The organism is Streptomyces sp. RLB3-17 (assembly GCF_007113425.2).
GTDB classification, from domain to species: domain Bacteria; phylum Actinomycetota; class Actinomycetes; order Streptomycetales; family Streptomycetaceae; genus Streptomyces; species Streptomyces mirabilis_D.
In genome coordinates this window covers 7,129,803-7,154,496 of record NZ_CP041610.2, presented here as the reverse complement: position 1 = coordinate 7,154,496, position 24,694 = coordinate 7,129,803, and the positions used below count along the sequence as shown (strand labels likewise).

General features: G+C 69.2%; 18 protein-coding genes. 9 read left to right on the top strand and 9 right to left on the bottom strand.

Features of this window, described 5'->3' with window-relative positions:
• Positions 1-8: 8 nt before the first annotated feature.
• Entirely contained in the window at positions 9-4,367 is a 4,359-nt protein-coding gene (locus tag FNV62_RS32475; protein ID WP_143627959.1) for a hypothetical protein, read from the bottom strand.
• Between the two features lie 440 nt (positions 4,368-4,807).
• A complete protein-coding gene (locus FNV62_RS32470; RefSeq protein WP_143627957.1) occupies positions 4,808-7,114 on the bottom strand; it encodes a transglycosylase domain-containing protein in 2,307 nt (768 codons plus the stop codon).
• Between the two features lie 355 nt (positions 7,115-7,469).
• On the opposite strand from FNV62_RS32470, the gene FNV62_RS32465 reads away from it, so the two are divergent.
• The 5 genes from FNV62_RS32465 (at position 7,470) to FNV62_RS32445 (ending at position 13,207) form a co-directional block, all read left to right on the top strand.
• Positions 7,470-8,435 carry an SPFH domain-containing protein gene (locus tag FNV62_RS32465; protein WP_143627955.1) on the top strand — a complete coding sequence of 322 codons (966 nt, stop codon included), beginning with the start codon at positions 7,470-7,472 and terminating at the stop codon, positions 8,433-8,435.
• Positions 8,432-8,707, top strand: a complete 276-nt coding sequence (locus tag FNV62_RS32460) for a toxin-antitoxin system HicB family antitoxin (protein ID WP_143627953.1) — start codon at positions 8,432-8,434, stop codon at positions 8,705-8,707. Before FNV62_RS32465 ends, FNV62_RS32460 begins: the two co-directional genes overlap by 4 nt.
• 947 nt (positions 8,708-9,654) lie before the next feature.
• Positions 9,655-10,179 carry a PadR family transcriptional regulator gene (locus FNV62_RS32455; RefSeq protein WP_054235008.1) on the top strand — a complete coding sequence of 175 codons (525 nt, stop codon included), beginning with the start codon at positions 9,655-9,657 and terminating at the stop codon, positions 10,177-10,179.
• Entirely contained in the window at positions 10,176-10,862 is a 687-nt protein-coding gene (locus tag FNV62_RS32450) for an ABC transporter ATP-binding protein (protein ID WP_097286090.1), read from the top strand. Before FNV62_RS32455 ends, FNV62_RS32450 begins: the two co-directional genes overlap by 4 nt.
• The gene (locus tag FNV62_RS32445) at positions 10,859-13,207 is read left to right on the top strand and encodes an ABC transporter permease (RefSeq protein ID WP_164331803.1); all 2,349 of its coding nucleotides are present in this window, start codon (positions 10,859-10,861) and stop codon (positions 13,205-13,207) included. Before FNV62_RS32450 ends, FNV62_RS32445 begins: the two co-directional genes overlap by 4 nt.
• 22 nt (positions 13,208-13,229) lie before the next feature.
• Here the strand turns inward: FNV62_RS32445 and FNV62_RS32440 are convergent, their stop codons facing one another.
• Entirely contained in the window at positions 13,230-14,183 is a 954-nt protein-coding gene (locus FNV62_RS32440; RefSeq protein ID WP_097289186.1) for a LysR substrate-binding domain-containing protein, read from the bottom strand.
• A 251-nt stretch (positions 14,184-14,434) separates the two neighbouring features.
• On the opposite strand from FNV62_RS32440, the gene FNV62_RS32435 reads away from it, so the two are divergent.
• Together FNV62_RS32435 and FNV62_RS32430 are read left to right on the top strand one after the other, a co-directional pair.
• Positions 14,435-14,989 (top strand): peroxiredoxin, encoded by a 555-nt coding sequence (locus FNV62_RS32435; RefSeq protein WP_054235005.1) that lies wholly within the window; start codon positions 14,435-14,437, stop codon positions 14,987-14,989.
• Between the two features lie 6 nt (positions 14,990-14,995).
• Positions 14,996-15,529, top strand: a complete 534-nt coding sequence (locus FNV62_RS32430) for an alkyl hydroperoxide reductase (protein ID WP_060894603.1) — start codon at positions 14,996-14,998, stop codon at positions 15,527-15,529.
• 248 nt (positions 15,530-15,777) lie between these two features.
• Here the strand turns inward: FNV62_RS32430 and FNV62_RS32425 are convergent, their stop codons facing one another.
• The 4 genes from FNV62_RS32425 to FNV62_RS32410 form a co-directional block, all read right to left on the bottom strand.
• Complete coding sequence (locus tag FNV62_RS32425) at positions 15,778-17,217, bottom strand: AI-2E family transporter (RefSeq protein ID WP_143627951.1); 1,440 nt, start codon at positions 17,215-17,217, stop codon at positions 15,778-15,780.
• Positions 17,218-17,351: 134 nt separating this feature from the next.
• A complete protein-coding gene (locus tag FNV62_RS32420; RefSeq protein WP_225900452.1) occupies positions 17,352-18,044 on the bottom strand; it encodes a transglycosylase SLT domain-containing protein in 693 nt (230 codons plus the stop codon).
• A gap of 505 nt (positions 18,045-18,549) precedes the next feature.
• Positions 18,550-19,875, bottom strand: coding sequence for a PhoH family protein (locus tag FNV62_RS32415; RefSeq protein ID WP_054235001.1), 1,326 nt, complete (start codon positions 19,873-19,875; stop codon positions 18,550-18,552).
• Positions 19,876-20,172: 297 nt separating this feature from the next.
• Positions 20,173-20,946 (bottom strand): isoprenyl transferase, encoded by a 774-nt coding sequence (locus tag FNV62_RS32410; protein ID WP_054235000.1) that lies wholly within the window; start codon positions 20,944-20,946, stop codon positions 20,173-20,175.
• Between the two features lie 607 nt (positions 20,947-21,553).
• Here FNV62_RS32410 and FNV62_RS32405 point away from each other — a divergent pair.
• Entirely contained in the window at positions 21,554-21,889 is a 336-nt protein-coding gene (locus FNV62_RS32405) for a DUF192 domain-containing protein (protein ID WP_097286086.1), read from the top strand.
• Between the two features lie 277 nt (positions 21,890-22,166).
• Positions 22,167-23,315 carry a winged helix DNA-binding domain-containing protein gene (locus tag FNV62_RS32400; protein ID WP_143627949.1) on the top strand — a complete coding sequence of 383 codons (1,149 nt, stop codon included), beginning with the start codon at positions 22,167-22,169 and terminating at the stop codon, positions 23,313-23,315.
• A 12-nt stretch (positions 23,316-23,327) separates the two neighbouring features.
• Here FNV62_RS32400 and FNV62_RS32395 read toward each other — a convergent pair whose 3' ends face one another.
• Positions 23,328-24,101, bottom strand: a complete 774-nt coding sequence (locus tag FNV62_RS32395) for a class I SAM-dependent methyltransferase (protein ID WP_143627948.1) — start codon at positions 24,099-24,101, stop codon at positions 23,328-23,330.
• A gap of 99 nt (positions 24,102-24,200) precedes the next feature.
• Entirely contained in the window at positions 24,201-24,662 is a 462-nt protein-coding gene (locus FNV62_RS32390; protein WP_143627946.1) for a GNAT family N-acetyltransferase, read from the bottom strand.
• Positions 24,663-24,694 lie beyond the last annotated feature (32 nt).

The following is a 24,694-nucleotide window of genomic DNA, read 5'->3' as shown; positions in this document are numbered from 1 at the left end:
GCGTTGGTTCAGGGACGGATGACGCAGACGTCATCGGGATTGCATCCCTCCATCTGCGGAACCTCCATGTAGAACGCCCCGCCGTTCTGCACCCGTGCCTTGGTGAAGAAGCCCGACAGTCCCGGGCCTCTTCCCGCGTCTCCGTTCTGCTTGCCCGGCATGGAAGCACGCCCGCAGATCTCCTTCCACGTGGGCGGGTCGTACCCGTCGTCGTCGAAGAGGCGCCAGGTGCCGTCGTCCTGCTTCTGCGCGAAGAGCTGCGCGCAGATCCCTCCGTTGACGACCGGTGTCGGTATTCCTCCGCTCTCCAGGGTGGCGGCGAAGGGGAACTCGTCGCACTGCACTCCCTGGGTGTCCCCGGTGGCGTCCGGGTGTGCCGTCCACTTGCCGGCGCCGGTTTTGTTGCAAATCGTGTTGCGGTTGTGTTCCTGCTGGACCTTGTCCGTCATGCGGTGCATCGGTTTGTTGTACTTCTTGCTGCCCGGATGGTCCGCAAGTTTCTCCCGCAGCACCCAGTAGTAGGCGGCAGCGGCCGGATAGCGCTTGGTGTTGGTCTGCCATGTCGGTGTGTTCTTGGCGAAGACGCAGCCGGTCGAATTGGTCACGGCGACGCTGTTGTCACATTCGACCTCTCCCCAGAAAGTCCAGGACGGCTTGATGGTCGCGGCCGCTCCGGCCGCCTCGGGGGCAGCCGCCTTGAAGTTGAGGAACGTACCCCGGTCGAACTTCTGGGACGTACCGGACACAGCGTTGTTCCAGGTGAACGTCCTGGTCGCCGACGCCCAGTGCGTGTCCACGACGGGTTCCCACACGGTGAGACCGTCCCAGGTGCCCTGGTAGGCCTCGTCGCAGTCCGGTGTGCAGATCGCGTCCCAGTAGTCCAGGGACACGGTGCCCAACGAGGCGTCGAGGGACAGCGGGCTCATGAACATCCGCTCGCGGAACACGGCCTTGTTCTCCAGCAGGATCTCCTCGCGAACCGCGAAGACGGCCGTCCCCACCGTCTCGCCGTTGTGGTCCCACCTGATCACGACGGCCAGCTTGTTGCAGCCTTCGCGGCGCGTGATGGTGTAGCCGGAGACGGTGGGGTCGTCGCACCACGACACCAGCGGGGCGGCGGCCGCGGCGACGCCACTCCTGGAGCTCTTGGACTGCTGCCACTTCCGGGCGCCGTACTTCTTGATGTCGTAGTCGAGCTTCACGCACTGGCGTGTGCCCTCGTGGTCCGTCGCGACGCAGCGCTCCTTGTTCGCCGCCAGCGTCGTGCCCTCGGGATTCGGCTGCTTCTGCCGGTCCGTGTCCTCCCACACCGGGTCGGGCGCGTCGGGGTCGCCCTCCGGGATGACGATATCGGGTACGAAGTCCCAGTCCCCGGGCTCGAACGCCACGGCGTCGAAGGCGATGTCCTCGTCCCCCGTGCCGTCGGACGTGATCGTGTTCAGCTTGACCTCGGGCACGATGCCCTTGGTCCGGAAGATCCCGAGCTTCACCCACCGGTTGCTGTCACCCGGCTGGGAGACGGTCCTGGTGCGCCAGCCGTTGCGGGTCTTGATCTGGTACTTGGCGAGCTTGGTCTGCGCACCGTGGTCGGGAAGGTGCACCCAGACCCTGGCGTCCTTGTCGAGCTCCCTGTTGAGCTTCCAGTCACCGGTGATCTTCAGCCGCTGGCCCTTGGCGTCGTCCGCGCGCGTGTGACCGAACCAGAAGTGACCGCCGAAGCCCGCGCCCAGTTGGTGGAGGTCGACCTTGGCCGGGTAGACGGTCTCGACCGAGTTGTTGGCGAAGTTGAAGCTGAAGGTGCCGGAGTTCGTCCAGGAGTTGCTGCAGCCCGCTCGGACGACGGGGGTGTCGGCCGGGACGTCGTCGACGATGAGAGCCCCGCCCGGGAGTCCGCCGGTGCCGCAGCTCGGCGGATACGCCGTGCCGTCGGGCTCTTCCGGCGCGGTGTCACCGAAGCGGACGAACTCGTATCCGCAGGTGTCGACGCAGTCGGTCTTCCACGTCACCGGCTTGTTCCACCAGCACTTGACGTCGTCACGGCCGCAGGGACCGCTGCTCGCGCTGTCGTTGGAGGCGCCGTCGGAGATCCGGCTCGGGTCGCAGCTGTTGGAGGAGTCGCAGAAGGCGTCCTCGGGCGCCTTGAGGTGGGCCCGGTTGTAGAGCGCGCTGCCCTTGACCGTGACGGCCGAGCTGGTGCCGTTCCAGGTGGCGGGGCGGAACGCGGGGACCAGCGTGCCGGGCGATTCCAGGAAGGACGGCGGGTGGGCAGCGAAGCCGAGGACCTTCTCCTGGTAGGGCCAGTTCTGCGGGCGGGCCGCGGCGCTGGCGTCCTCGCCGCCGGCCGCGTTCTCCATGAACGGCAGCCGTCCGGCGTCCCATTCGGGATTGGCGGGGTTGTTGGCCCAGCCCAGACCCCACGGCGAGCCGTCACCGGCGTTGGGGTGGAAGCCGGAGTTGTACGCCCACAGGGCGAAGTACCAGTTCTCCGGCCGGCCGCTGGTGCCGTGGTTGGCGATCATGCCGGCGGCGCGGGTCTCGTTCCACTTGGAGACGAGGGTCTGCAGGCCCGCGGCGATGTTGGCGGTGTAGTCCAGCGCGGCGGCCCGCTGCTTCTGGTAGTCCCAGGCCGCACCGCCGTGGCCGTCCTCGCGGCCGGCCATCCGCATGTGGTCGGTGATCTGCGTGATGCCGTAACCGCAGTCCGCCTTGGCGAAGTCGACGTCCCAGTCGTTGCTGGGGTCGCCGTCGTAGAGGTTGATGCCGTAGTAGTTGCCGATCAGCGGGCTGGCGGTGACCCCGGGCACGGCCTCCCGGCCGGCCTGCCACATGTTCGATTCCTGAGTGGTCACGCCGAGCATGACCTGCGCCATGGCGCGGCCGCCGCCGTCGAGCGCCGGGTTCAGGAAGAGCGACTGCGGCATGTACGCGGGCATGCCGAGGTTCTTCCAGTTCGCGGGGCGCGAGATGTGCGTGTTCAGCAAGCCCTTGACCGCCATGTCGACCGCCCACTCCACCTGACGCGGCTTGGGCTGCATGGCCTGGTTGCGCACATCGTTGCGCGGTACGGAGCAGGTGCGCTCCGCCTCCACCGGGTCGCTCGGGTCACCCGCGGCCGTCGTGGTCACCGACGCCTTGGCGGTACCTCCGGAACCGGACAGCAGCCCCGGGGACGCGTCACGGCCCTGGCTCGCGTAGGCCGACACCCGGTGCGCCGGATCGACGGTGAAGGAGGCCTTGCGTCCGGTGGCGCGGGTGGTCAGGGACATCTTCACCGTACGGGCCTTGGTGGCCTCGCCGGGCTGCAGCAGGGTGCCCTTGCCGTCGGCCCAGGCCGTGTGGGTCAGGACGGCCTCGCCACGTGTGGACACGGTGACGTCCGTCGGCGTCGACGCGAGCCTCTTCACCGTGGTCGGCGTTCGGGCTGCTGTCGGCCTGGTCGTGCCGGTCACATACACGGTGCCGGCGCTGCGGGTCAGTCCGGTCTCGGTGGCGAGGCCCCGGGCCAGCACGGTCGCCCGCGTGGTGCGTGCGTCGGGGTGCGCGACGGCACCGGCCGTGATGCGCTTCACCTTGGACGTGGCACCGTGCTTGTCGAGGAAGGTGATCCCCCCGTCGCCGTCGGGCGTCAGGCGGTAGGGCACACCGTCGGTACGGGCGAGAGCCGTGCGCCGCCCTCTGGAGTCGACCTTGATGACCTCCGCGCCGGAGGCCGCGGCTATGGAACCGCCGATGGCCGGGACGGCCGAGGTGACCTGCCCCTTGACCGGGATCGGCTTGCCGATCCCGCCTGTTGAGGCGTTCAGCCGGAACAGCCGGGTGCCGGGCCGGTCCTCACCACCGGACTGGGTCAGGATCACTGTCTCACCAGGTCCGCAGCCCGGGTTGTAGTAGGACAGCGACGCCTTGAGGTCCAGCTTCGTCACCCGGCCGGAAGCCAGATCGACCACCGCGGTGAACCCGCCCCGAGCCATCAGCTGGGGCTTGTTGGTGAAGGTACGCGGCGCATAGACCACAACCGCGCGCTTACCCGAACCGGTGACGCAGGTGTTGCCGATCCAGGCGTCGGCGTCGAATCCAGGCTCGGAAAGCGACGCGATGGTGCGCCAGCTGTATCCGTCCTTCTTCCTGGCGGTCAGGAGATGGAAGCCGTCCGCGTCCCCCGAGGTCGTCCACGCCACGTCGCCGGACGCCCGCCACCCCTTGCCCAGCACCGCGGCCCGCTCGGCCGACGGCACCGCGTCACGCCGAGCCTCGGTCGCCGCCTTCGTGGCGGAGGACGTCGGTGCCGGTGGATCGGCCCAGGCCACGGGCTGCGTGAGTCCGGCGAGTAACGCACCGGCCGCCAACGCGGCCAGCCGTGCCCGCATTCGTCTGCAGAGTCTCAAAACATCCCCTTCTCACATGGCTCCCGCACTACGAGAGCCCTGAAAAGGAAAGGGCACCTTGACCACAATCCGGGCATGCCTGATGGGCCGCACAGAGAGTTCGGAGTTCGCGGATTCAGACAAGACAGGAATTGAGCGCAGTCAGCCGGTCAGCGCGCAGCGCAAGGTGTCGCCAAGATCCCCTCCCCGTTGACGGGAGAATGGTCCAGACACCCAACCCGAGTCAACGAATTTCTCATAGAACTTTAAAGTTCCGGCCTTTGTGGCCGATAATCAACCGGCAATAAATCGCCCCATCAAGGGAATCCGCCAGATATACGCGATCATCTCGACCATGAGCCTCGGTCCGAGTGACACGAGAAGGGCGCCCGGTGGGTCACCGGACGCCCTTCTCCTCAGGCCCTGGTGGGCCTTTTCGACGGTTACTGCTGGTTGTTCGGGTTGAACGGGTCCTGCGGTGTGATCTGGTCGGTCGGGGTCCCCGCCGGAGTGGTCGGGGGTGTCGTCGCCGGGGTGGTCGGGGGCTCGGACGTCGGGGTCCCCGCCGGAGTGGTCGGGGGTGTCGTCGCCGGGGTGGTCGGGGGCTCGGTGGTCGGGGTCTGCGACGGCGTCTCGGTCGGCGATTCGCTGATCGTCGGCGGGGTGGTGGGCTCCATCGCCGCGCCCTGGGTGGTGTCCAGCTCGAACGTGCTCACGCTGCCCATCGCGTTGAAGGTGTACGCCGCCCATATCTGGGCCGGGAAGCCGCCGCCGTTGACACGGCCGCCGCCCGCGGCGCCCTTCAGGGAGACCTGCGTCCCCTGCTTGACCACGTTGCCACCGCTGTCCTTGCGGTCCTTGGGGACCTCTCCGAACAGACCGACCGAGGTGACCAGGTTCGGCGTGTACCCGGTGAACCAGGCCGACTTGTTGTTGTCGGACGTACCCGTCTTGCCCGCGACCTGCTGGCCGTTGCGGTCGACCGCCTGGGCCACCGAGACCTGGGCCGTACCGTCGTTGACCACGCCGGTGAGCACCGAGGTGACCGTGTCGGCCGCCTGGGGGCTGATGACCTGGTCGCCGATCGGGTTCGGGAAGTCGACCCGGCTGTCCTTGTGCTCGGCCGAGGCGACGACGGCCGGGGTGACCTTGCGACCGTGGTTGTCGAGGGTCGCGTAGATGCCCGCCATCTCCAGCGGGCTCGCGCCCATGGTGCCGAGGGTCTGCGCGGGCACCGCCTGCATGCCCTTGGTGTCCATGCCGAGCTTGCCGGCGACCTTGAGGACCTCGTCCATGCCGACGTCGACGCCCATCTGCGCGAAGACGGAGTTGATGGACTTGTTCATCGCGGTCTGGACGGTGACGTCGCCGTAGTCCTGGTTGTCCTCGTTGGGCGGCGCGAAGCCGATGCTGCTGCCCTTGACGGAGCGACCGCTGGTGCCGTCGTAGACCGTGTCCGCCGTGATGTCCTGGCCGTCCTGCGTCTTGGCCTGCTCCTCCAGGGCCGCCGCGAAGATCAGCGGCTTGAAGGTGGAGGCGGGCTGGTAGTCGGGGCGGGTCGCGTTGTTCACGTAGTGCTTGAAGTAGTCCTCGCCGCCGTACATCGCCACGACCTTGCCGGTCTTGGGGTCGACGGACGCGGCACCGGCCTCGACATCACCGTCGACCCTGCGCTTCTTGGCGTCCAGCTTGCCGGTGAGCTTGGTCTTGACGGCGACTTCCAGCTGCGTCTGCTTCTTCTTGTCGATGTTGAGCGTGATCGTCCAGCCGCCCGCGTCGACGAGCGCCTTGGCGTCCTCGTAGTTGGCGGCGGCACCCTTGGCCACCAGCCGGTTGGCCAGCGCGCTGTTGGCCGCGTCCACCAGATAGCCGGTCTGGCCCTCCATGCCGGGCACGCCCTTGGGGTCCTGCGGGACCGGGAACTTCAAGGTCGCGCGCTTGGCGGCGGACAGCCAGCCCTCCTCGACCATGTTGTTGAGGGTGTAGTTCCAGCGGGCCGTCACCAGCCGCTTGCCGGTGTCCGTGGCGACACCCCAGTCGTACTGGCTCGGGGCCTGGAGCAGCGAGGCGAGGTACGCGCCCTGCTCGACCGTGAGATCGCTCGCGTCCTTGCCGTAGTACGCCTGGGCCGCCGCCTGGATGCCGTAGGAGTTGCGGCCGTAGTAGCTGGTGTTGATGTAGCCCGCGAGGATGTCGTCCTTGGTCTGCTGACGGTCCACCTTCAGCGCGATGACCAGTTCCTTCAGCTTGCGCGTGACGGTCTGGTCCTGGGTGAGGTAGAAGTTCTTGACGTACTGCTGGGTGATCGTCGAACCACCCTGCTTGCCCTTGCCGGACAGGGTGTTGATCAGACCGCGGGCCGTGCCCTTGAGGTCGACGCCGGCGTCCTTGTAGAAGGACTTGTTCTCCGCGGCGACGAAGGTCTTCTGGACGTCCTTGGGCACCTTGTCCAGGCCGACGATCTCGCGGTTGACCTTGCCGGTTCGGGCGAGCGTGCTGCCGTCGCTGTACTTGTAGATGTTGCTCTGCTGCGTGGCGGCCGCGTTGCTCTGGGGTATGGACACCACCATGTAGAGCACGAGGAAGGCACCCATGCCGAGCAGACAGAAGCCCAGGAAGGTGCCGAGGATCGTCTTCCAGTTCACGAACCGGCGTATGCCGGTGCGGCGGGGCTTTCCTCCGGACGAGGGCATGGCCGCCGCGCGGCGGCCACCGTGCTGCCGCGCTCGTCTCTCTTCCGCTCGTCCCATGGCTGCGTCCGCTCCGCTCGCTCTCGTGTCGCGCTCTCTTGTACGCGTGTCCTGCCGCGTTCACTCACGCGCTCGGGTGTCGCGTTCGTGTTCGCGCGTCACACAGGTTCGCCGCTGAGGTCGGCTCAGCAAACTAACACCACGCGCTATGACAAAGGGCCGCCGATCCGGTCTTTTGCGGACGTGACAATCAGCACGTACCACTCAGGACATCGCATCCGCCCCATCTCAACCGACGTGCGAGAGGGGTGGAAGGTTGCCATGGCGGGTAAAGTGATATCACTTAGATAGGCCTCGACGGCCATGGACGGGCGGGAGTCATACGGGCTCCCGCCGTACGAAAACGGGGGCACCCATGCCGGAACACGACTCCACTCCCCACGGCTCCACTCCCACCGACTCCTCCGCTCCCGCGGACGTGCCGCGGATGCCTGATCCGCGGGTACGGGAGTTCGCCGCGCACAGCATCGGCGGCGGGCTCGCACTGCTGTTCGGGCTGGTCGGGCTGCTGCTCGGCGCCGGCCTGATCGCGGCCGCCACGACGGTCGACGCCGGCGGGGCGAAGGCCGCGCTGATCGTCCCCGGCATCCTGATCGGCCTCGCCGCGTTCATCGCGATGTGCGGGCTGAACACGGTGGCGCCCGGTGAGGCGCGGGTCGTCCAGCTCTTCGGGCGGTACCGGGGGACGATCCGCCAGGACGGGCTGCGCTGGGTGAACCCCTTCACCTCCCGCACCAGGATCTCGACCCGGGTACGCAACCACGAGACCGCCGTCCTCAAGGTCAACGACGCCTACGGCAACCCGATAGAGCTCGCCGCGGTCGTGGTCTGGAGGGTCGAGGACACCGCGCAGGCCACCTTCGAGGTCGACGACTTCCTGGAGTTCGTCGCCACCCAGACCGAGGCGGCCGTACGGCACATCGCGATCGAGTACCCCTACGACGCCCACGAGGCGGACGGTCTCTCGCTGCGCGGCAACGCCGAGGAGATCACCGAGAAGCTCGCCGTCGAACTGCACGCGCGTGTGGAGGCGGCCGGGGTCTCGATCATCGAGTCGCGCTTCACGCATCTCGCGTACGCTCCCGAGATCGCCTCCGCGATGCTCCAGCGCCAGCAGGCCGGGGCGGTGGTCGCGGCGCGGCGGGAGATCGTGGACGGGGCGGTCGGGATGGTCGAGGCCGCGCTCGCCCGGATCGCCGAGCGGGACATCGTGGATCTGGACCCCGAGCGGAAGGCGGCGATGGTGTCGAACCTGTTGGTGGTGTTGTGCGGTGACCGGGCTCCGCAGCCCGTCCTGAACACGGGGTCCCTCTACCAGTGACGGATCCCTCCGGGGGGTCGGTCCCCGAGCGTCGGCCACAGCCGCAGCAGCCGCAGTCGCAGTCGCGCAAGCAGGTTCTGCTGCGGCTGGATCCGCTGGTCCATGAAGCGCTGGCTCGGTGGGCGGCGGATGAGCTGCGCTCGGCGAACGCGCAGATCGAGTATCTGTTGCGGCGGGCGCTTGCGGAGGCGGGGCGGTTGCCGGGTGGGGCGGGGCCGATTCCTCGACGGGGGCGACCGTCCGCGTCCGCGACGGACGCGACGGAGGAGTAGGCACCGCCGGGTTCCTCTCCCCGCCGCGTCCGCCTGTCCGCTGCCTGCGGGTGAGTGGGGGCCGGTCGCGCAGTTCCCCGCGCCCCTGAAAGCCGGGGGTCGCACTCCGGCTGCGGGCGGGTGGGGGCTGGTCGCGCAGTTCCTCGCGCCCCTGAGGAACCGGGGGTGGTTCTTCGGCTGCGGGCCGGTGGGGGCCGGTCGCGCAGTTCCCCGCGCCCCTGAAAGCCGGGGGTCGTACTTCGGCTGCGGGCCGGTGGGGGCTGGTCGCGCAGTTCCTCGCGCCCCTGAGGGACCGGGGGTGGTTCTTCGGGTGCGAGTGGGTGGGGGCCGGGCGCGCAGTTCCCCGCGCCCCTAAAGGCCTCGGTCCTCGCGATGTTTCAGAACGGGGCCGGTGCCCCGCCCGCCCCGGGCCCGCGGCATTCGGGCCGTCCCTCGATCGAGAACAAGGCGAGGGTCGCCCCCCACCCACTCCAGCCCGCGCCCTGCAAGCCCTCCGGCGTTGGAGGACAAGGCCGAAGGCCGGCGCTCCCACTCACCCGGCCCCCGCCCACCCCGGCCCGCTTCTTTCAGCCCCTCCGGCGTTGGAGGACAAGGCCGAAGGCCGGCGCTCCCACTCACCCGGCCCCCGCCCACCCCGGCCCGCTTCTTTCAGCCCCTCCGGCGTTGGAGGACAAGGCCGAAGGCCGGCGCTCTCACCGACCCGGCCCTCGCCCACCCCGGTCCGCTTCTTTCCGCCCCTCCGGGGTTTGAGGACGAGGCCGTTCAGGACGATCGGGGGGCTGGGGGCGGAGCCCCCAGGGGTGGGACGGGTAGGGGCGGCGGGGGCGAGGGAATCGCGGTGACGGAACCGTGACATTCCGGCGTGACCTGCACGAACGCGGGGCCCACCATGATCTATTCGCGGCGTGTATACGTGCGGTGTATACGCCGTGTGTAGAGTGCTCGGCATGTCCATCGGTCACACCCTCCTAGGACTCCTGGAGTCCGGGCCCCGCCACGGTTACGACCTGAAGCGGGCCTTCGACGAGAAGTTCGGTCACGACCGGCCGCTGCACTACGGCCAGGTCTACTCGACGATGTCGCGACTGCTCAAGCACGGACTCGTCGAGGTCGACGGGATAGAGGCGGGCGGCGGCCCGGAGCGGAAGCGGTACGCGATCACCGACGCCGGGATCACCGACGTACAGCGGTGGCTCGCGACGCCGGAGAAGCCCGAGCCGTATCTGCAGTCGACCCTCTACACGAAGGTCGTTCTCGCGCTGCTCACACACCGGGACGCGTCCGAGATCCTCGACAGACAGCGCTCCGAGCACCTGCGGATGATGCGCATCCTGACGGACCGCAAGCGCAAGGGCGACCTCGCCGACCAGCTGATCTGCGACCACGCCCTCTTCCACCTGGAGGCCGACCTGCGGTGGCTGGAGCTCACCGCCGCGCGCCTCGAAAAACTCGCCGAGGCGGTAACCCGATGACCCCCGCAGGCTCCCTGCTCACGGCCCACGACCTGCGCAAGGCGTACGGCCCCACCAGTGCCCTCGACGGCGCCGAGTTCTCCATCCACCCGGGCGAGGTCGTCGCCGTGATGGGCCCCTCCGGCTCCGGCAAGTCGACCCTCCTGCACTGCCTGGCCGGCATCGTGACACCGGACTCCGGGTCCATCGTCTACAACGGCCAGGAGATGGCGACCATGAACGACGCCCAGCGCAGCGCGCTGCGGCGCAGCGAGTTCGGGTTCGTGTTCCAGTTCGGGCAGCTCGTTCCCGAACTCACCTGCGTCGAGAACGTCGCCCTCCCGCTGCGGCTCAACGGCACCGGGCGCAAGGAGGCCGAGCGAACCGCCCTGTCCTGGATGGAACGGCTGGAGGTCGACGACCTCAAGGGCAAGCGGCCGGGCGAGATATCCGGCGGCCAGGGACAGCGGGTCGCCGTGGCCCGGGCACTGGTCACCAGCCCGCGCGTACTCTTCGCGGACGAGCCCACCGGAGCACTCGACTCCTTCAACGGCGAACGCGTGATGGATCTGCTCACCGAGGCGGCCCGCTCGACCAACGCCGCCGTCGTCCTCGTCACGCACGAGGCACGGGTGGCCGCCTACTCGGACCGCGAGATCGTCGTACGCGACGGAAAGTCCCGCGACATGGAGCGGGTCGTATGAGCGCCGCTCCCAGCGTCCGGCAGTGGTCCAGAGACCTGGCCATGGGCGCCAAGTTCGCCTTCACCGGCGGACGCGAGGGCTGGATGCGCGCGGTCCTCACGGCCGTCGGGGTCGGGCTCGGCGTCGCGCTGCTGCTGCTCACCACGGCGCTGCCGAGCGCGCTCCAGGCCCGCAGCGACCGCGAGAAGGCCCGTACGGACATCACGTTCACCGATGTGGGCATACCGAAGGCGTCCGATCGGACCCTTCTCGTCGCGGCCGTCGACGACACCTACCGCGACAAGGACATCCGCGGACGCGAGGTGCAGGCCGAGGGGGCTCGCGCGCCGCTGCCGCCAGGGGTGAAGAAGATCCCGGCGCCGGGCGAGATGGTGGTCTCCCCCGCGCTGGCGGACCTGCTGAAGTCCGGCAGCGGGAAACTGCTGCGCGAGCGGCTGCCCTACCGCACCATCGGCACCATCGGGGAGCCCGGTCTCGTCGGCGCGAACGAACTCAGCTTCTACGCGGGCGCCGACAACCTCGCCCCGAGGATCGACGGCTCCAGAGTGACCCGTATCGACCACTTCGGGGAGCCCCTCGGACCGCCCGACAAACTGGACCCGGTACTCCTCCTCCTGATCATCGTCGTCTTCGTGGTGCTGCTGCTGCCGGTCGGTGTCTTCATCGCCGCGGCCGTGCGCTTCGGCGGCGAGCGGCGCGACCGGCGGCTCGCGGCACTGCGCCTGGTCGGCTCCGACAGCCGGATGACCCGGCGGATCGCCGCGGGCGAGGCACTCTCGGGCTCCGTCCTCGGGCTCGTCTTCGGCACCGTCTTCTTCCTGCTGGCCCGGCAACTGGCGGGATCCGTCGAGATCTTCGGCAAGAGCGTGTTCCCGAGCTATCTGAACCCCACGCCCGCACTGGCCGCCCTGGTCGCCGTCGCGGTGCCCGCGGCCGCGGTCCTCGTCACCCTGCTCGCACTGCGCGGGGTCGTCATCGAGCCGCTCGGAGTGGTCCGTGCGGCCAAGCCCGCGCGGCGCCGGCTGTGGTGGCGGCTGCTGCTGCCGATCGGCGGACTCGCGATGCTCTACCCGATGATCGGCAAGGGCAACACCAGCGGAAACTTCAACCAGTACCTGGTGATCGGCGGTGTCCTGCTGCTCCTGATCGGCGTCACGGCGCTGCTGCCCTGGATCGTCGAAACGGTCGTCGCCCGGCTCGGATCCGGCTCGGTGTCCTGGCAACTCGCCATCCGCAGACTCCAGTTGAGCAGCGGAACGGCAGCCCGCATGGTCAACGGCATCGCGGTCGCGGTGGCCGGCGCCATCGCCCTGCAAATGCTGTTCGCCGGGGTCGAGGGCGACTACACCAAGGACACGTCGAACGACCTCCAGCGGGCGCAGATGCAGATCCGCCTCCCGTACGACGTCCCGCTCGACCAGGCCCGCGAGCAGTTCGCGCGGACCAAGGGCGTACGACAGGTCACCGCGATCGGCTCCGGTTCGCTGGGCGACCAGAGGCGGGACCCCACCACGTCCACGAGCGTGACCGTCGGCAACTGCGCTTCGCTGCGCGAGGTGGCCACGCTGCCGACGTGCCGCGACGGCGACGTCTTCCTCGTCAAGGGCCCCGACAGCGACCTGGACGCGCCGAAGCTCGCCAAGCCCGGCCGAACCCTCTACATCGACCCCTCCTACGCCGAGAGCTTCAGGGGCAGGCAGGCCGCCTGGACCGTGCCGCAGGACATCAAGGCAGCCCGGATCCGCACGGATGCGACGAACGGTCTGACCGGCGGCATCCTGTTCACCCCGAGCGCTCTGCCGGCCGGGGCCGCACAGGCGATCGAGGGCAACGCCTACCTGCAGATCGACCAGTCGGCACCGGACATCTACGACCTCGTTCGCAACACCACGGCAAAGCTCAGCCCGCTGGCCCACGCCTGGACCTGGGCGTCGACCGCGCAGGACAACCGCTACACCTCCATCCGCACCGGCCTGTCCGTCGGCGCGGCCTGCGTCCTGTTCCTGATCGGCGCGAGCCTGCTGGTCTCCCAGCTGGAACAGCTGCGCGAGCGGAAGAAACTGCTCTCCGTCCTGGTCGCCTTCGGCACTCGACGCCGCACGCTGAGCCTGTCGGTGCTCTGGCAGACCGCGATCCCGATCGCGCTGGGTCTGTTGCTCGCTTCCGTGGTCGGCGTGACCCTGGGCGTGGTCCTGCAGAAGATGACGAGCGTCTCGGTGCGCGTGGACTGGCCGAGCCTGCTGTCGATGACCGGCATCGGCGCGGGAGTCGTCCTGCTGGTGACCGCACTCAGCCTGCCACCGCTGCTGCGCCTGATGCGGCCGGACGGGCTGCGCACCGAGTGACGGGTCCCGTGGGCCGGGGCGCTCAGGCGTCCCGGTCCCACACCCGTACAGGCAGCGGTCGCAGCGCTTCTCGGAGCGCTGCGGCCAGTTCTTCGTACTCGCCGCCGCGCGCGGCCCCGGCGCGCATCGCCAGCGCGATCCGCCGGGTCGGCGCCGGGTCCGCGAAGTAGCCGGTGAGGAGCTGGTTGCTGCGGGTCGTCTCGACCTTGACGGCGGTGCGCGGCAGCAGGGTGCAGCCGAGGCCGCCGGCGACGAGCTGGACCAGGGTCGACAGGCCCGCAGCCGTGGTGGTGACCGGCGCGTCCTCCCGGCCCGCCTCGCGGCAGATGTCGAGGGCCTGGTCGCGCAGACAGTGCCCCTCGTCGAGCAGCAGCAGATTGAGCTCGCGCAGGGCTTCGCGGGGGATTCCCTCCCGGCCGCCGAGCGAGTGGTCGAGCGGGGTGACGAGCACGAAGTCCTCGTCGAACAGCGGGAGTTCGGTCATGCCGGGCACACCGAGGGGGACGGCGAGCAGCAGCAGGTCGAGACGGCCGGAGGTCAGCCCGTCGAGGAGGTTGGCGGTCTGCTCCTCGTGGACCTGGAGATCGAGGTCCGGGTAGCGGTCGTGGACCAGGTTGAGGACGGTGGGCAGGAGGTAGGGCGCGACGGTGGGGATGACGCCGAGGCGCAGGGCCCCGGTGAACGGCGCCCGTACCGCCTCCGCCTCCTCCATGAGCGCGCCGACCTCGTCCAGTACCGCCTTCGCGCGTACGGCGAGACGCTCGCCGGCGGGTGAGAGCAGCACCTTGCGGGTCGTACGCTCCAGGAGGGTCACGCCGAGCGTCTCCTCCAGGACGGAGACCGCGCCCGACAGCGCGGGCTGGCTCATGCCGATCGCGGCGGCCGCGTCACGGAAGTGCAGGTGCTCGGCCACGGCGGCGAAGGCGCGCAGCTGGGCGAGGCTCGGCTGACGGCGCCCGTTCCCCTTGGAACTCATGGCTCCTTTGCCGCCCATGGCTCCTTTGCCGCCCATGGCTCCCTTGCCGCTCATGGAGCCCTTGGAGCTTGCGTTGCCCATCGGGCTGACCATGGCCGTACCTCTTACTCATAGTCACTGATAGATGCAGTCGATCAACACGACCGAGTGTAGCTATTTCCGTAATCAATGCAGCATGTGCCAACATCAGCTTCGTCCAACCCTCGGGAAACGCCCCCAAAAAGGGCTTTTCCCCGCTGCAAGGAGAGCGTGTGCTCACTGTCGGTGACAAGTTCCCCGAGTTCGATCTGACCGCCTGTGTCTCGCTGGAGAAGGGCGAGGAGTTCCAGCAGATCAACCACAAGACCTACGAGGGTCAGTGGAAGGTGATCTTCGCATGGCCCAAGGACTTCACCTTCGTGTGCCCGACCGAGATCGCGGCCTTCGGCAAGCTGAACGACGAGTTCGCCGACCGTGACGCTCAGGTGCTCGGCTTCTCCGGCGACTCCGAGTTCGTGCACCACGCCTGGCGCAAGGACCACGACGACCTGCGTGACCTGCCCTTCCCGATGATGGCCGACTCGAAGCACGAGCTCATGCGTGACCTCGGCATCGAGGGCGAGGACGGCTTCGCCAAGCGTGCGGTGTTCATCGTCGACCAGAACAACGAGATCCAGTTCTCCATGGTGACCGCCGGTTCCGTGGGCCGTAACCCCAAGGAGGTCCTCCGGGTCCTCGACGCGCTCCAGACGGACGAGCTCTGCCCGTGCAACTGGACCAAGGGCGAGAACACCCTCGACCCGGTGGCGCTCCTGGCGGGTGAGTAACCCTCCATGTCCCTCGACGAACTGAAGTCCGCCCTGCCGGACTACGCGAAGGACCTGCGTCTCAACCTCGGCTCCGTCATCGGCAACTCGGACCTTCCGCAGCAGCAGCTGTGGGGGACGGTGCTGGCGTGCGCGATCGCGGCGCGGTCGCCGCGGGTGCTGCGGGAGCTGGAGCCGGAGGCGAAGGCCCAGCTGTCGCCGGAGGCGTACACCGCCGCCAAGTCGGCTGCCGCGATCATGGCGATGAACAACGTCTTCTACCGCACGCGGCACCTGCTGTCGGACCCCGAGTACGGGACCCTGCGGGCCGGTCTGCGGATGAACGTCATCGGCAACCCCGGTGTCGAGAAGGTCGACTTCGAGCTGTGGTCGCTGGCGGTGTCCGCGGTCAACGGTTGCGGGCAGTGTCTTGACTCCCATGAGCAGGTGCTCCGCAAGGCGGGCGTCGACCGGGAGACGATCCAGGAGGCGTTCAAGATCGCTTCCGTGATCCAGGCGGTCGCCACGACGCTGGACGCCGAAGCCGTTCTCGCGGAGTAACCTCCGCCTCTTCTCTCAGGCCCCGTTCACCCTGCCCGGGTGGGCGGGGCCTCGCCTTCACCCCGGGGCTCCGCCCCCGGACCCCCGGGTGGGTTCTTCGGCTGCGGCTGAGTGGGGGCTTGGCGCGCAGTTCCCCGCGCCCCTGGGGCACGGGGAACTGCGCGACCAGCCCCCACCGGGCCCGCAGCCAAACGAATCCGGGCGGGCGGGGGATGCGGGGCGAAGCCCCCGCCTCGTGGACGGAATCGTCACGGAGACGGGGGCCGCACCGGGGCCACATCCACCGCGGTGGCGCCCCGCGGCTCCGGCGCGTGGCGCAGTGCCGGCTCACGGGAGTACGAACGCAGGTATCCCACCACCGTGTTGGTGACCGCCACCAGCGGCACCGCCACCACGGCCCCGCCGATCCCGGCGACCAGCCCACCCGCCGCGACGGACAGCACCACCGCCAGCGGATGCACCCGCACGGCCCGCCCCAGAATGAACGGCTGGAGGATGTGGCCCTCGATCTGCTGGACCGCGAGCACGACGAGCAGCGTCATCAGCGCGGTGAACACACCCTGCGTCACCACCGCGACCACCACCGCCAACGCCCCCGACATCACCGCGCCCACCAGCGGAATGAACGCGAAGAGGAAGATGAAGACGGCGAGGGGCACGGCCATGGGGACGTTCAGGAAGTAGATGCCGAGGCCGATGAAGATCGCGTCGATCAGAGCCACTATCACCGTGCCGCGCACATAGGCCGTCAGGGTCCGCCACGCGCGGGGCCCCGCCCCGGCCACCCCCGGCCGTGCCGCCGCCGGCACCAGCTTCAGCGTCCACTCCCAGATCCGCTTGCCGTCGTAGAGAAGGAAGAGCGTCGAGAACATCGTCAGGAGGATGCCGGTCAGGGCTTCCACTATGACCGTCACGCCTTCCAGCCCCGCCGACGTGATCTGGTCCGTGTTCGCGCCGATCGCGTCCCGCAGGTTCTTGGCGATCTCGTTGATCTGCTTGTCCGTCACATGGAACGGGCTGTTGAGGAGCCACTTGCGCAACTCGTCGATGCCGTCCTGGATCTGGTTCGAGAGGTTGTCGATGTTCTCCTGGACCTGCCAGACCACGAACCAGCCGACCAGCCCCATGATGACGAAGCCGAGGATCGCGGTGAGCGCGGTGGCGAGGCCCCTGGGGAATCCCACTCTCTTCAGGCGCGCCACGGTGGGCTGAAGGAGCGCGGTGATGAGCAGCGCGGCGACGAAGGCCAGGACGACCAGTTGTACGGCGCTGATCACCCGCATCAAGACCCAGAGGGTGCCCGCGAGAACGAGCAGCCGCCAGCCGGCCTCGGCCGCGACCCGTACGCCCCACGGCACGGCCAGGACGGGATCGGGCCGGGTGTCCGTCTCCGGCCCACGGGTGTGGTGGGCGGAGACGGCGGAGGGCTCCGCCTCGGAATCGAAATCGGATCCGGGTTCACGTTCGGGGATGGGTTCGGGAGCGGCGTCGGCAGGGGATGCGGAAGGCTTCGCGTCCGTCCATGCCGTCGTCGTGGAGTCGCGCGGCGACGGGTCGTCGGTCTCGTCGATCAGGTCGAGCGAGCCCCCCGACTCCTTCTCCACCTCGGCGCGGCGCTCGTCCAACCGTGCACCCAGCTCGGTCAGCCCGGCGCCGAGCCGGCCGAGCAACCCTGGCACTCTCGACATGATCCGCCCTTTTCCCCCGCTTCTCCCCACCACTCCCCCCTGGAGTCGTCGGTTCCGACCGTACATGGCCGAAGCCCCTCACCCTAGGACGGGGAGGGGCTTCGAAAGGTTGAGCGGCCGGAGGTGACGACGGCTCAGTAGTTGCCGTGAGCCTGCCAGTACGACCAGGCATCGCAAGGGCTGCCGTAGCGGTCGTTCATGTAGTTGAGGCCCCACTTGATCTGCGTGGCCGGGTTGGTCTGCCAGTCGGCACCGACGGACGCCATCTTGCTGCCGGGCAGCGACTGCACGAGACCGTAGGCGCCGGACGAGGGGTTCTGCGCCCTGTAGTTCCAGGTGGACTCGTGGTCCACGATGTTGCTGAAGCACTGGAACTGACCGCTGGGGATGATCTGGCGCGCGATGGCCTGGACCTCGGCGACGGTGTACGAGGACTGCGGGGCCAGGCTGACAGCGGCAGCGGCACGCGTCTGGGAGCGGCTGGCCGCTTCCGCGGCATCCTTGCGCGCCTTGGCGTCCGCCGCGGCCTTCTGCTTCGCGACCGCGTCCTTGGCCGCCTGCTTACGGGCAGCCTCCTCCGCGTCCTTCTTGGCGCTCGCGTCCGCGGCGATGGCCTGTGCGTCGGCCTGCTGCGTCAGGGACGCGGTCTGCACCTGGGCCTGCTGGCCCGCGGGTATGTCCGCGAGGAGAGTCGAGTCGCTCGCCATCGCCTCGGCGTCGTTCGACGGCTGGCCGGTGTTGCCCGAGGCAACACCACTCACGGCGCCGACAGCGGTGACCGCGGTGGCCGAGGCCACTGCGAGTCCCCGGACCGAAATCCGGCTCACACGGTTTCCTTCCAGCATCGCCCGCTTAGGTGACCCTCGCGGACGCAATCGTGCCCCTGAACGCTGGCCTCCCAACTGCGGGGTCACGGGAGGCACGGGCCCGGTGGGCAACTCCCGTGACGGAAGTGCCGCGTGGTGCGCGGGCGGCATACGACGACTCTATGGAGTTCTGGTGTTCCTGAGGTGCGGTACCGCTGGGGGTACACGTGTGTCGTATGCGGGGCCTGACAGGAATGAGACTCTGCCGTAACCCGACACCGCGAGGCAATTCCCAGTTGCGTGTGAAAGCTCACACCCCGTTTGCCCCAGGAGTTTTGCGGAAACAAGCGCGCACGAAGACGCCGCCCGGCTAGGCTCTTGGCCTTTTGCCGGGCGGCGTCAACTACCGTGCATCCACCACGTTTTGACCAACCGGGTCAAGTGGTGCCAGATGGATCCAGATGGGACCAGGTGACTCCAGACGGAGTCAGACAGAGCCATAGGGAACCAGATGGAACCAGGTGGGTCAGATCTGTCCGTCCTCCAGCATTTCGGTCACGAGCGCCGCGATCTGGGACCTCTCGGAGCGGTTCAACGTCACGTGCGCGAAGAGCGGATGACCCTTCAGCTTCTCCACGACGGCGACCACGCCGTCGTAGCGGCCGACGCGCAGATTGTCCCGCTGTGCCACGTCATGGGTGAGAACCACCCGCGAGTTGGCGCCGATGCGGGACAGAACGGTCAGCAGCACGTTCCGTTCCAGTGACTGGGCCTCGTCCACGATCACGAAGGCGTCGTGCAGGGAGCGGCCGCGGATGTGGGTGAGCGGCAGGACCTCCAGCATGCCGCGCGCGGTGACCTCCTCGATGACCTCGCGCGAGGTGACGGCCGACAGCGTGTCGAAGACCGCCTGCGCCCAGGGGCTCATCTTCTCGGACTCGGAGCCGGGCAGATAGCCGAGCTCCTGCCCGCCCACCGCGTACAGCGGCCGGAAGACCATCACCTTCTGGTGCTGGCGCCGCTCGAGCACGGCCTCCAGACCCGCGCAGAGCGCGAGCGCGGACTTGCCGGTGCCGGCCCGGCCGCCCATCGACACGATCCCGATGTCCGGGTCGAGCAGCAGATCGAGCGCGATGCGCTGCTCGGCGCTGCGGCCCTTGATGCCGAAGGCCTCCCGATCGCCGCGCACCAGCCGGACGTTGCCCTCGGAGGTGACACGGCCCAGGGCCTTGCCGCGCTCCGACTGGATCGTCAGACCGGTGTGCACCGGCAGGTCGGCCGCTTCGGGGACGTACGCGTGTCCCTCCTCGAAGAGGATGTCCACCTGCTCGCCGGACAGGGTCAGTTCGGACATTCCGGTCCAGCCGGAGGAGCCCGTGATGGCCAGTTCCGCGCGGTACTCCTCGGCGAGGAGGCCGACGGACGAGGCCTTGATCCTGAGCGGCAGGTCCTTCGAGACGACGGTGACGTCGTACCCCTCGGCCTGCAGGTTGCGGGCGACCGCGAGGATGCGGGAGTCGTTGTCCCCCAGGCGGTACCCGCTGGGCAGGACGCTGGGGTCCGAGTGGTTGAGCTCGACGCGTACGGTCCCGCCGAGGTCCCCGATCGGGATGGGGGAGTCGAGGCGGCCGTGCCGCACCCGGAATTCGTCGAGCAGGCGCAGGGCCTGCCGGGCGAAGTAGCCGAGTTCCGGATGGTGCCTCTTGGCCTCCAGTTCCGTCACCACGACGATCGGAAGCACGACCTCGTGCTCGTCGAAGCGGCTCAGGGCGTTCGGGTCGGCCAGCAGGACGCTGGTGTCGAGAACATAGGTGCGCCGGTCGGGCTTGTGGCGCTTTGTGCTGGTCACCACGGAAGGACGTACCCCCTCGGATGAGGTCGGGGAGCGACGGAGAGGAGCTGGACCGGTCCTGGCCGCATTGCGCGGGCCGGAGACCGGCCCTCCGTCTCGTCCGTACTGACCGCACGGTCGGGCTGGTGCAAAGGGCCTCCCGGGCGGACGGCCCCGTGCCGTCCGCTGAGATACGACACCCGTGGTTCGGGCGTCGACCTGCATGGCTTATGCCCTCGAACATGCGCGGCCATGCAAGAGCATGTGACCACGCGTTCGTTAACTCCGGATGACGCGCACCCCTCGCACCCCTCTGGGTCAGCCTCCGTAGCGGCGGTGTCGCGCCGCGTAGTCGCGCAGGGCGCGCAGGAAGTCGACCTTGCGGAACGCCGGCCAGAAGACTTCGCAGAAGTAGTACTCCGAATGGGCGGTCTGCCACAGCATGAATCCGGACAGCCGCTGCTCGCCGCTGGTACGGATCACCAGGTCGGGGTCGGGCTGGTCACTCGTATAGAGATGCTTGCCGATGAGGTCGATGTCCACCGACTCGGCGATGTCCTCGATCGAGGAGCCCTTGTCGGCGGCGTCGAGGAGCATGGAGCGCACGGCGTCGGCGATCTCCTGGCGGCCGCCGTAGCCGATGGCGACGTTGACCAGTATCCCGTCGACGTGCGCGGTGGTCTCCTCGGCCTCCTTCAGCGCGGTCTGCATCTGGGAGGGCAGGATGTCCGGCGTGCCCACGTGGTGCACCCGCCAGCGGCCGTCGGCGGCGAGGGTGCGTACGACGCCCTCGATGATGCCGAGCAGGGGGACGAGCTCGTCCTCGGGGCGGTCGAAGTTGTCCGTCGACAGCAGCCAGAGGGTGACGACCTCGACGTCGGTCTCCGAGCACCAGCCGAGGAACTCCTCGATCTTGTCGGCACCGGCACGGTGCCCCTGGGCGGCCGTGCTGCCCGCCGCCTTCGCCCAGCGCCGGTTGCCGTCCATGATGACGCCGATGTGCTTGGGCACCTGGTCGTGGTCGAGGTGGCCCTCCACCCTGCGCGTGTAGAACCTGAGCAGCAGCCGGCGCAGGTTGTCCCGCAGGTTCACGTGTTGTCAGCCCCTCCGTGCGGATCGGACGGGCGCGGCAGAGCGGCCTCGCTCAGCGCAACCCCTGTCCATATGACGGTCCCCGGGGGCGAAGCCTACCCCCGAGAAACCAACGGCCCGGCAAGGGCCTGTCCGGTCGATCATGGTGGCGGAAAGCGGCGGCGCCGCGTCGATACCGGTGAACGGGGTGGGGGCGCTGCGTCACCAAGGCCGGTCGCCGGGGTCAGGGGGGCGCACGGGGGCGCAGGCCGAGGCGGTGGTGGGGTGGGGCGTGGGGGCACAAAAAACGGGCCGGTCCGTGGGGGGGAGACGGACCGGCCCGAGGGGGGGTTTCCACCATAACCCTTCGTAAGTGATGCTGCGTGCATCGGCGTGCCACAACTACTCTCCGAAACCGGACGACGACGCCACGGTGGCCCCGGAACCTCTCATTCAGGGCTTGATCATGGCCGAATCACAGCGGATTCAAAGGGAATGGAGAGGCAAACGGAGAGATCCGGAGGGTTTGCGACCAACTGCGCCTTCCCTGCCGACTCGCCCCCACGTACTCCGGGAGAGTGACGCGCCTTCGTGTCGCCCGCTTGACGGCGCCGCTAACTTCGCACCCATGGCCATGCTCACCACGCCGGGGATCCCCGCACCGGTGCCGCTGGAGGTCGCCGCGTCGGCCCGCGCCCGGCGCCGTGGACTGCTGGGGCGCGACGGGATCGACGGGGCCCTGCTGCTCTCGCCGGCCGCCGCGGTGCACACCCTGGGGATGCGGTTCGCGATCGACGTCGCCTATGTGGACCGGAAATTCCGCGTCCTGGCGGTACGGACGATGAAGCCGGGGCGCATGGGGTGGCCCCGTCCACGCTCCCGCCACATTCTGGAGGCGGAGGCCGGGGCGATGGAGCGGTGGGGCGTACGGCGCGGAACGCAGGTCACGGTGCACGACCGGTGATGCGGCGTCAGATGGGGGCGCAGCACCGCGCAGCCCCCTCCACTGCGCGGTGCCACACGCGCAGCTTTGCTCACGCGAATTACCTTGGTCTGAACTTACGTGAGGCGAACAGCCCAGACGACCCACCCCCGATAACGATGTGGAAAACCTGTGCAGAAGTCCGTCATGCGGACGGACATCTCAGCTATGACAGGTCGCATCAGGGTGTTTTCGGTCAATCGGTCCCCGGGCGCTCCAGCGGACAGGTTCTGACCTCATTCCCTCCTACCTTCGCCGCATGACCCTGAAGATCACATGGAACGAGGCGAGCGCGCGCCGCATGGAGCGCCAGTCCCTGGCCGTTCCGGCGCGCGGCGGGACTCCGGTCGCCGACGTCGTCGGCGCGATGCTCGGCGCGCACGCACAAGTCCTGTCGGCGGCCGAGGTGTCCGTGGGCGTACGCGCCGACGGGGTCACGCGGGCAGACGTGCGCGCCGCCCTCTGGGAGGACCGCTCGCTGGTGAAGACGTACGGACCGCGCGGCACCGTCCATCTGCTCCCCACCGCGGAACTCCCCCTCTGGACGGCCGCGTTGACGGCGATCCCGTCCGGCCGGAGCCCCTTCGCACCCGCCGTCCGGCTCACCGAGGAGCAGGCGGACGAGGTCGTGGCGGCGATCGGGGACGCCCTGGACGGCGCGCGGCTGACCATCGACGAGCTGAGCGACGAGGTGGTGGCACGCACCGGGTCCTGGGCCGGGGACCTGGTGACGCCCGCGTTCCAGGGCATGTGGCCGCGCTGGCGGCAGGTCATGCACCGGGCGGGTCAGCGCGGCGCGCTGTGCTTCGCCCCGAACCGGGGCCGCAAGGTGACGTACACCCGGCCCCCGCACTTCGAGCCACTCGCCGCCGACGAGGGGCTGGCCCTGCTCGTAGGGCGCTATCTGCGCGCGTACGGACCGGCGACGCCGGGGCGGTTCGCCAAGTGGGCGGCGGCCCCGCGCGGTTGGGCCACGGAGCTCTTCGCCTCGCTGGCGGGGGCGGGGGTCATCGAGGAGGTCGACTTCGAGGGGCCGGCGTGGGTCGCGGCGGGCGACACGGAGTTTCCGGTGGCGCCGGTGCGCGGGGTGCGGCTGCTTCCGTACTTCGACGCGTACGCCATCGCGGCCGGGCCCCGCGAGATGCTCTTCCCCGGGCCGGCGTACGCGCGTGCTCTCGCGGGCGGTCAGGCCGGGAACTTCCCCGTGCTGCTGGTCGACGGTGTGGTGGCCGGGGTCTGGCACCAGCGGCGCCGGGGAGGGCGTACGACGGTCACCGTGGAGCCGTTGGAAGAGCTGACGGCAAAGCGGGAACGGGAGTTGGCGGAGCAGGTGGAACGGGTGGGCGAAATCCTCGAGGCGAGCGCGGAGTTGGTGGTGGGGAGGGTGACGGCGGGCCCGCACGCCTGAGCCACCACTCCCCTACGGGTGACGCGGCTTGCGCGCCTCGATCAGGAAGCGGGCGCTGTGGGCGACGAACGGGCCCTTCGCCTCGATCCGCTCGTGCAGGGCACGCAACTCGGTCCGGTACCGGTCGACGGTGAAGCCGGGGACCATCCAGATCACCTTGCGCAGGAAGTGGACGACGGCACCGATGTCGTGGAACTCGATGCGCAGCCGCTCCGCGCGCAGGTCGACGACGTCGAGCCCGGCGGCCTCGGCGGCGGCGCGGGCGCGGTCCGGGTGCCGGCCGTTCCTGACGTCCTGCGACAGCGGTCCGAGAAAGTACTCGACAAGTTCGAAGACGCTCGCCGGGCCGACCTGCTGGGAGAAGTACGTGCCGCCGGGGCGCAGGACGCGCGCGATCTCGGACCAGTGCGTCGTGACCGGGTGCCGGCTGGTGACCAGGTCGAAGGCGCCGTCCGCGAAGGGCAGCGGGGCGTCCTCGGGAGAGGCGACGACCACGGCGCCACGGGGGTGCAGCAGGGCGGTGGCCTTCGCGACGTTCGGGGGCCAGCCCTCGGTGGCGACGATGAGCGGGGGCAGCGACGGCGCGGAGGCCAGCACCTCACCACCACCGGTCTGGATGTCCAGCGCGGCGGACGCGCGCGCCAGCCGCTCCCCCATCGCCCGCGCATACCCCCAAGAGGGCCGCTCCTCGGTGGCACGCCCCTCGAACCAGGAAAAGTCCCAGCCCTCGACGGGCGCCGCCACACCCTCGTCCAGGAGGGCTTCGAAGGTACGGGTGGTGGTCATGGGGGGATCTTCTCAAGGGAGTGGCGGGGAGACGAGGGATTTTCCTTCGGGCGACGGGGTTCCGGAGCCAGGCGGCCAGGGTGCTCGTCGCCCGTGCCTTCACTCCCCAGGGAGTACGAGCAGGGTGTGGTCGTCGGCGCCGTGGTGGATGGTGTCGTGGTGTTGGAAGCCGTGGCGTTCCAGGAGGCGTATGGACGCGGTGTTGCCTGTGAAGGGGTCGGCGTACAGGGGGCGGTTCTTCTCCAGTTCGAGGAAGCGGGTCAGAGCCTTGGTGCCGATCCCCCGGCCCCAGTACGGGCGGCCGAACCAGTAGCCGATGAAGCGCCGCTCGCCGTCCCACCAGGAGACGAGGTTCCCCGCCGGCACACCGTCCACGGTGACCGTCTGCACGAGGACGGTGTCGTCACCGAGGATCCTGGTCCTCCAGTGGGACACGAACGCCTCCCGCGTCCGGGGCTCGAACCTCGACCGCCGGGCCGCCTCGGGATCGTGCTCGTAGGCCAGGAACAGGTCGAGGTCGGCTTCGACCACGTCCCTCAGTCGCACGTCGTCATCGCTCATACCGACGAGTGTGGCAGCGGGTACTGACAACC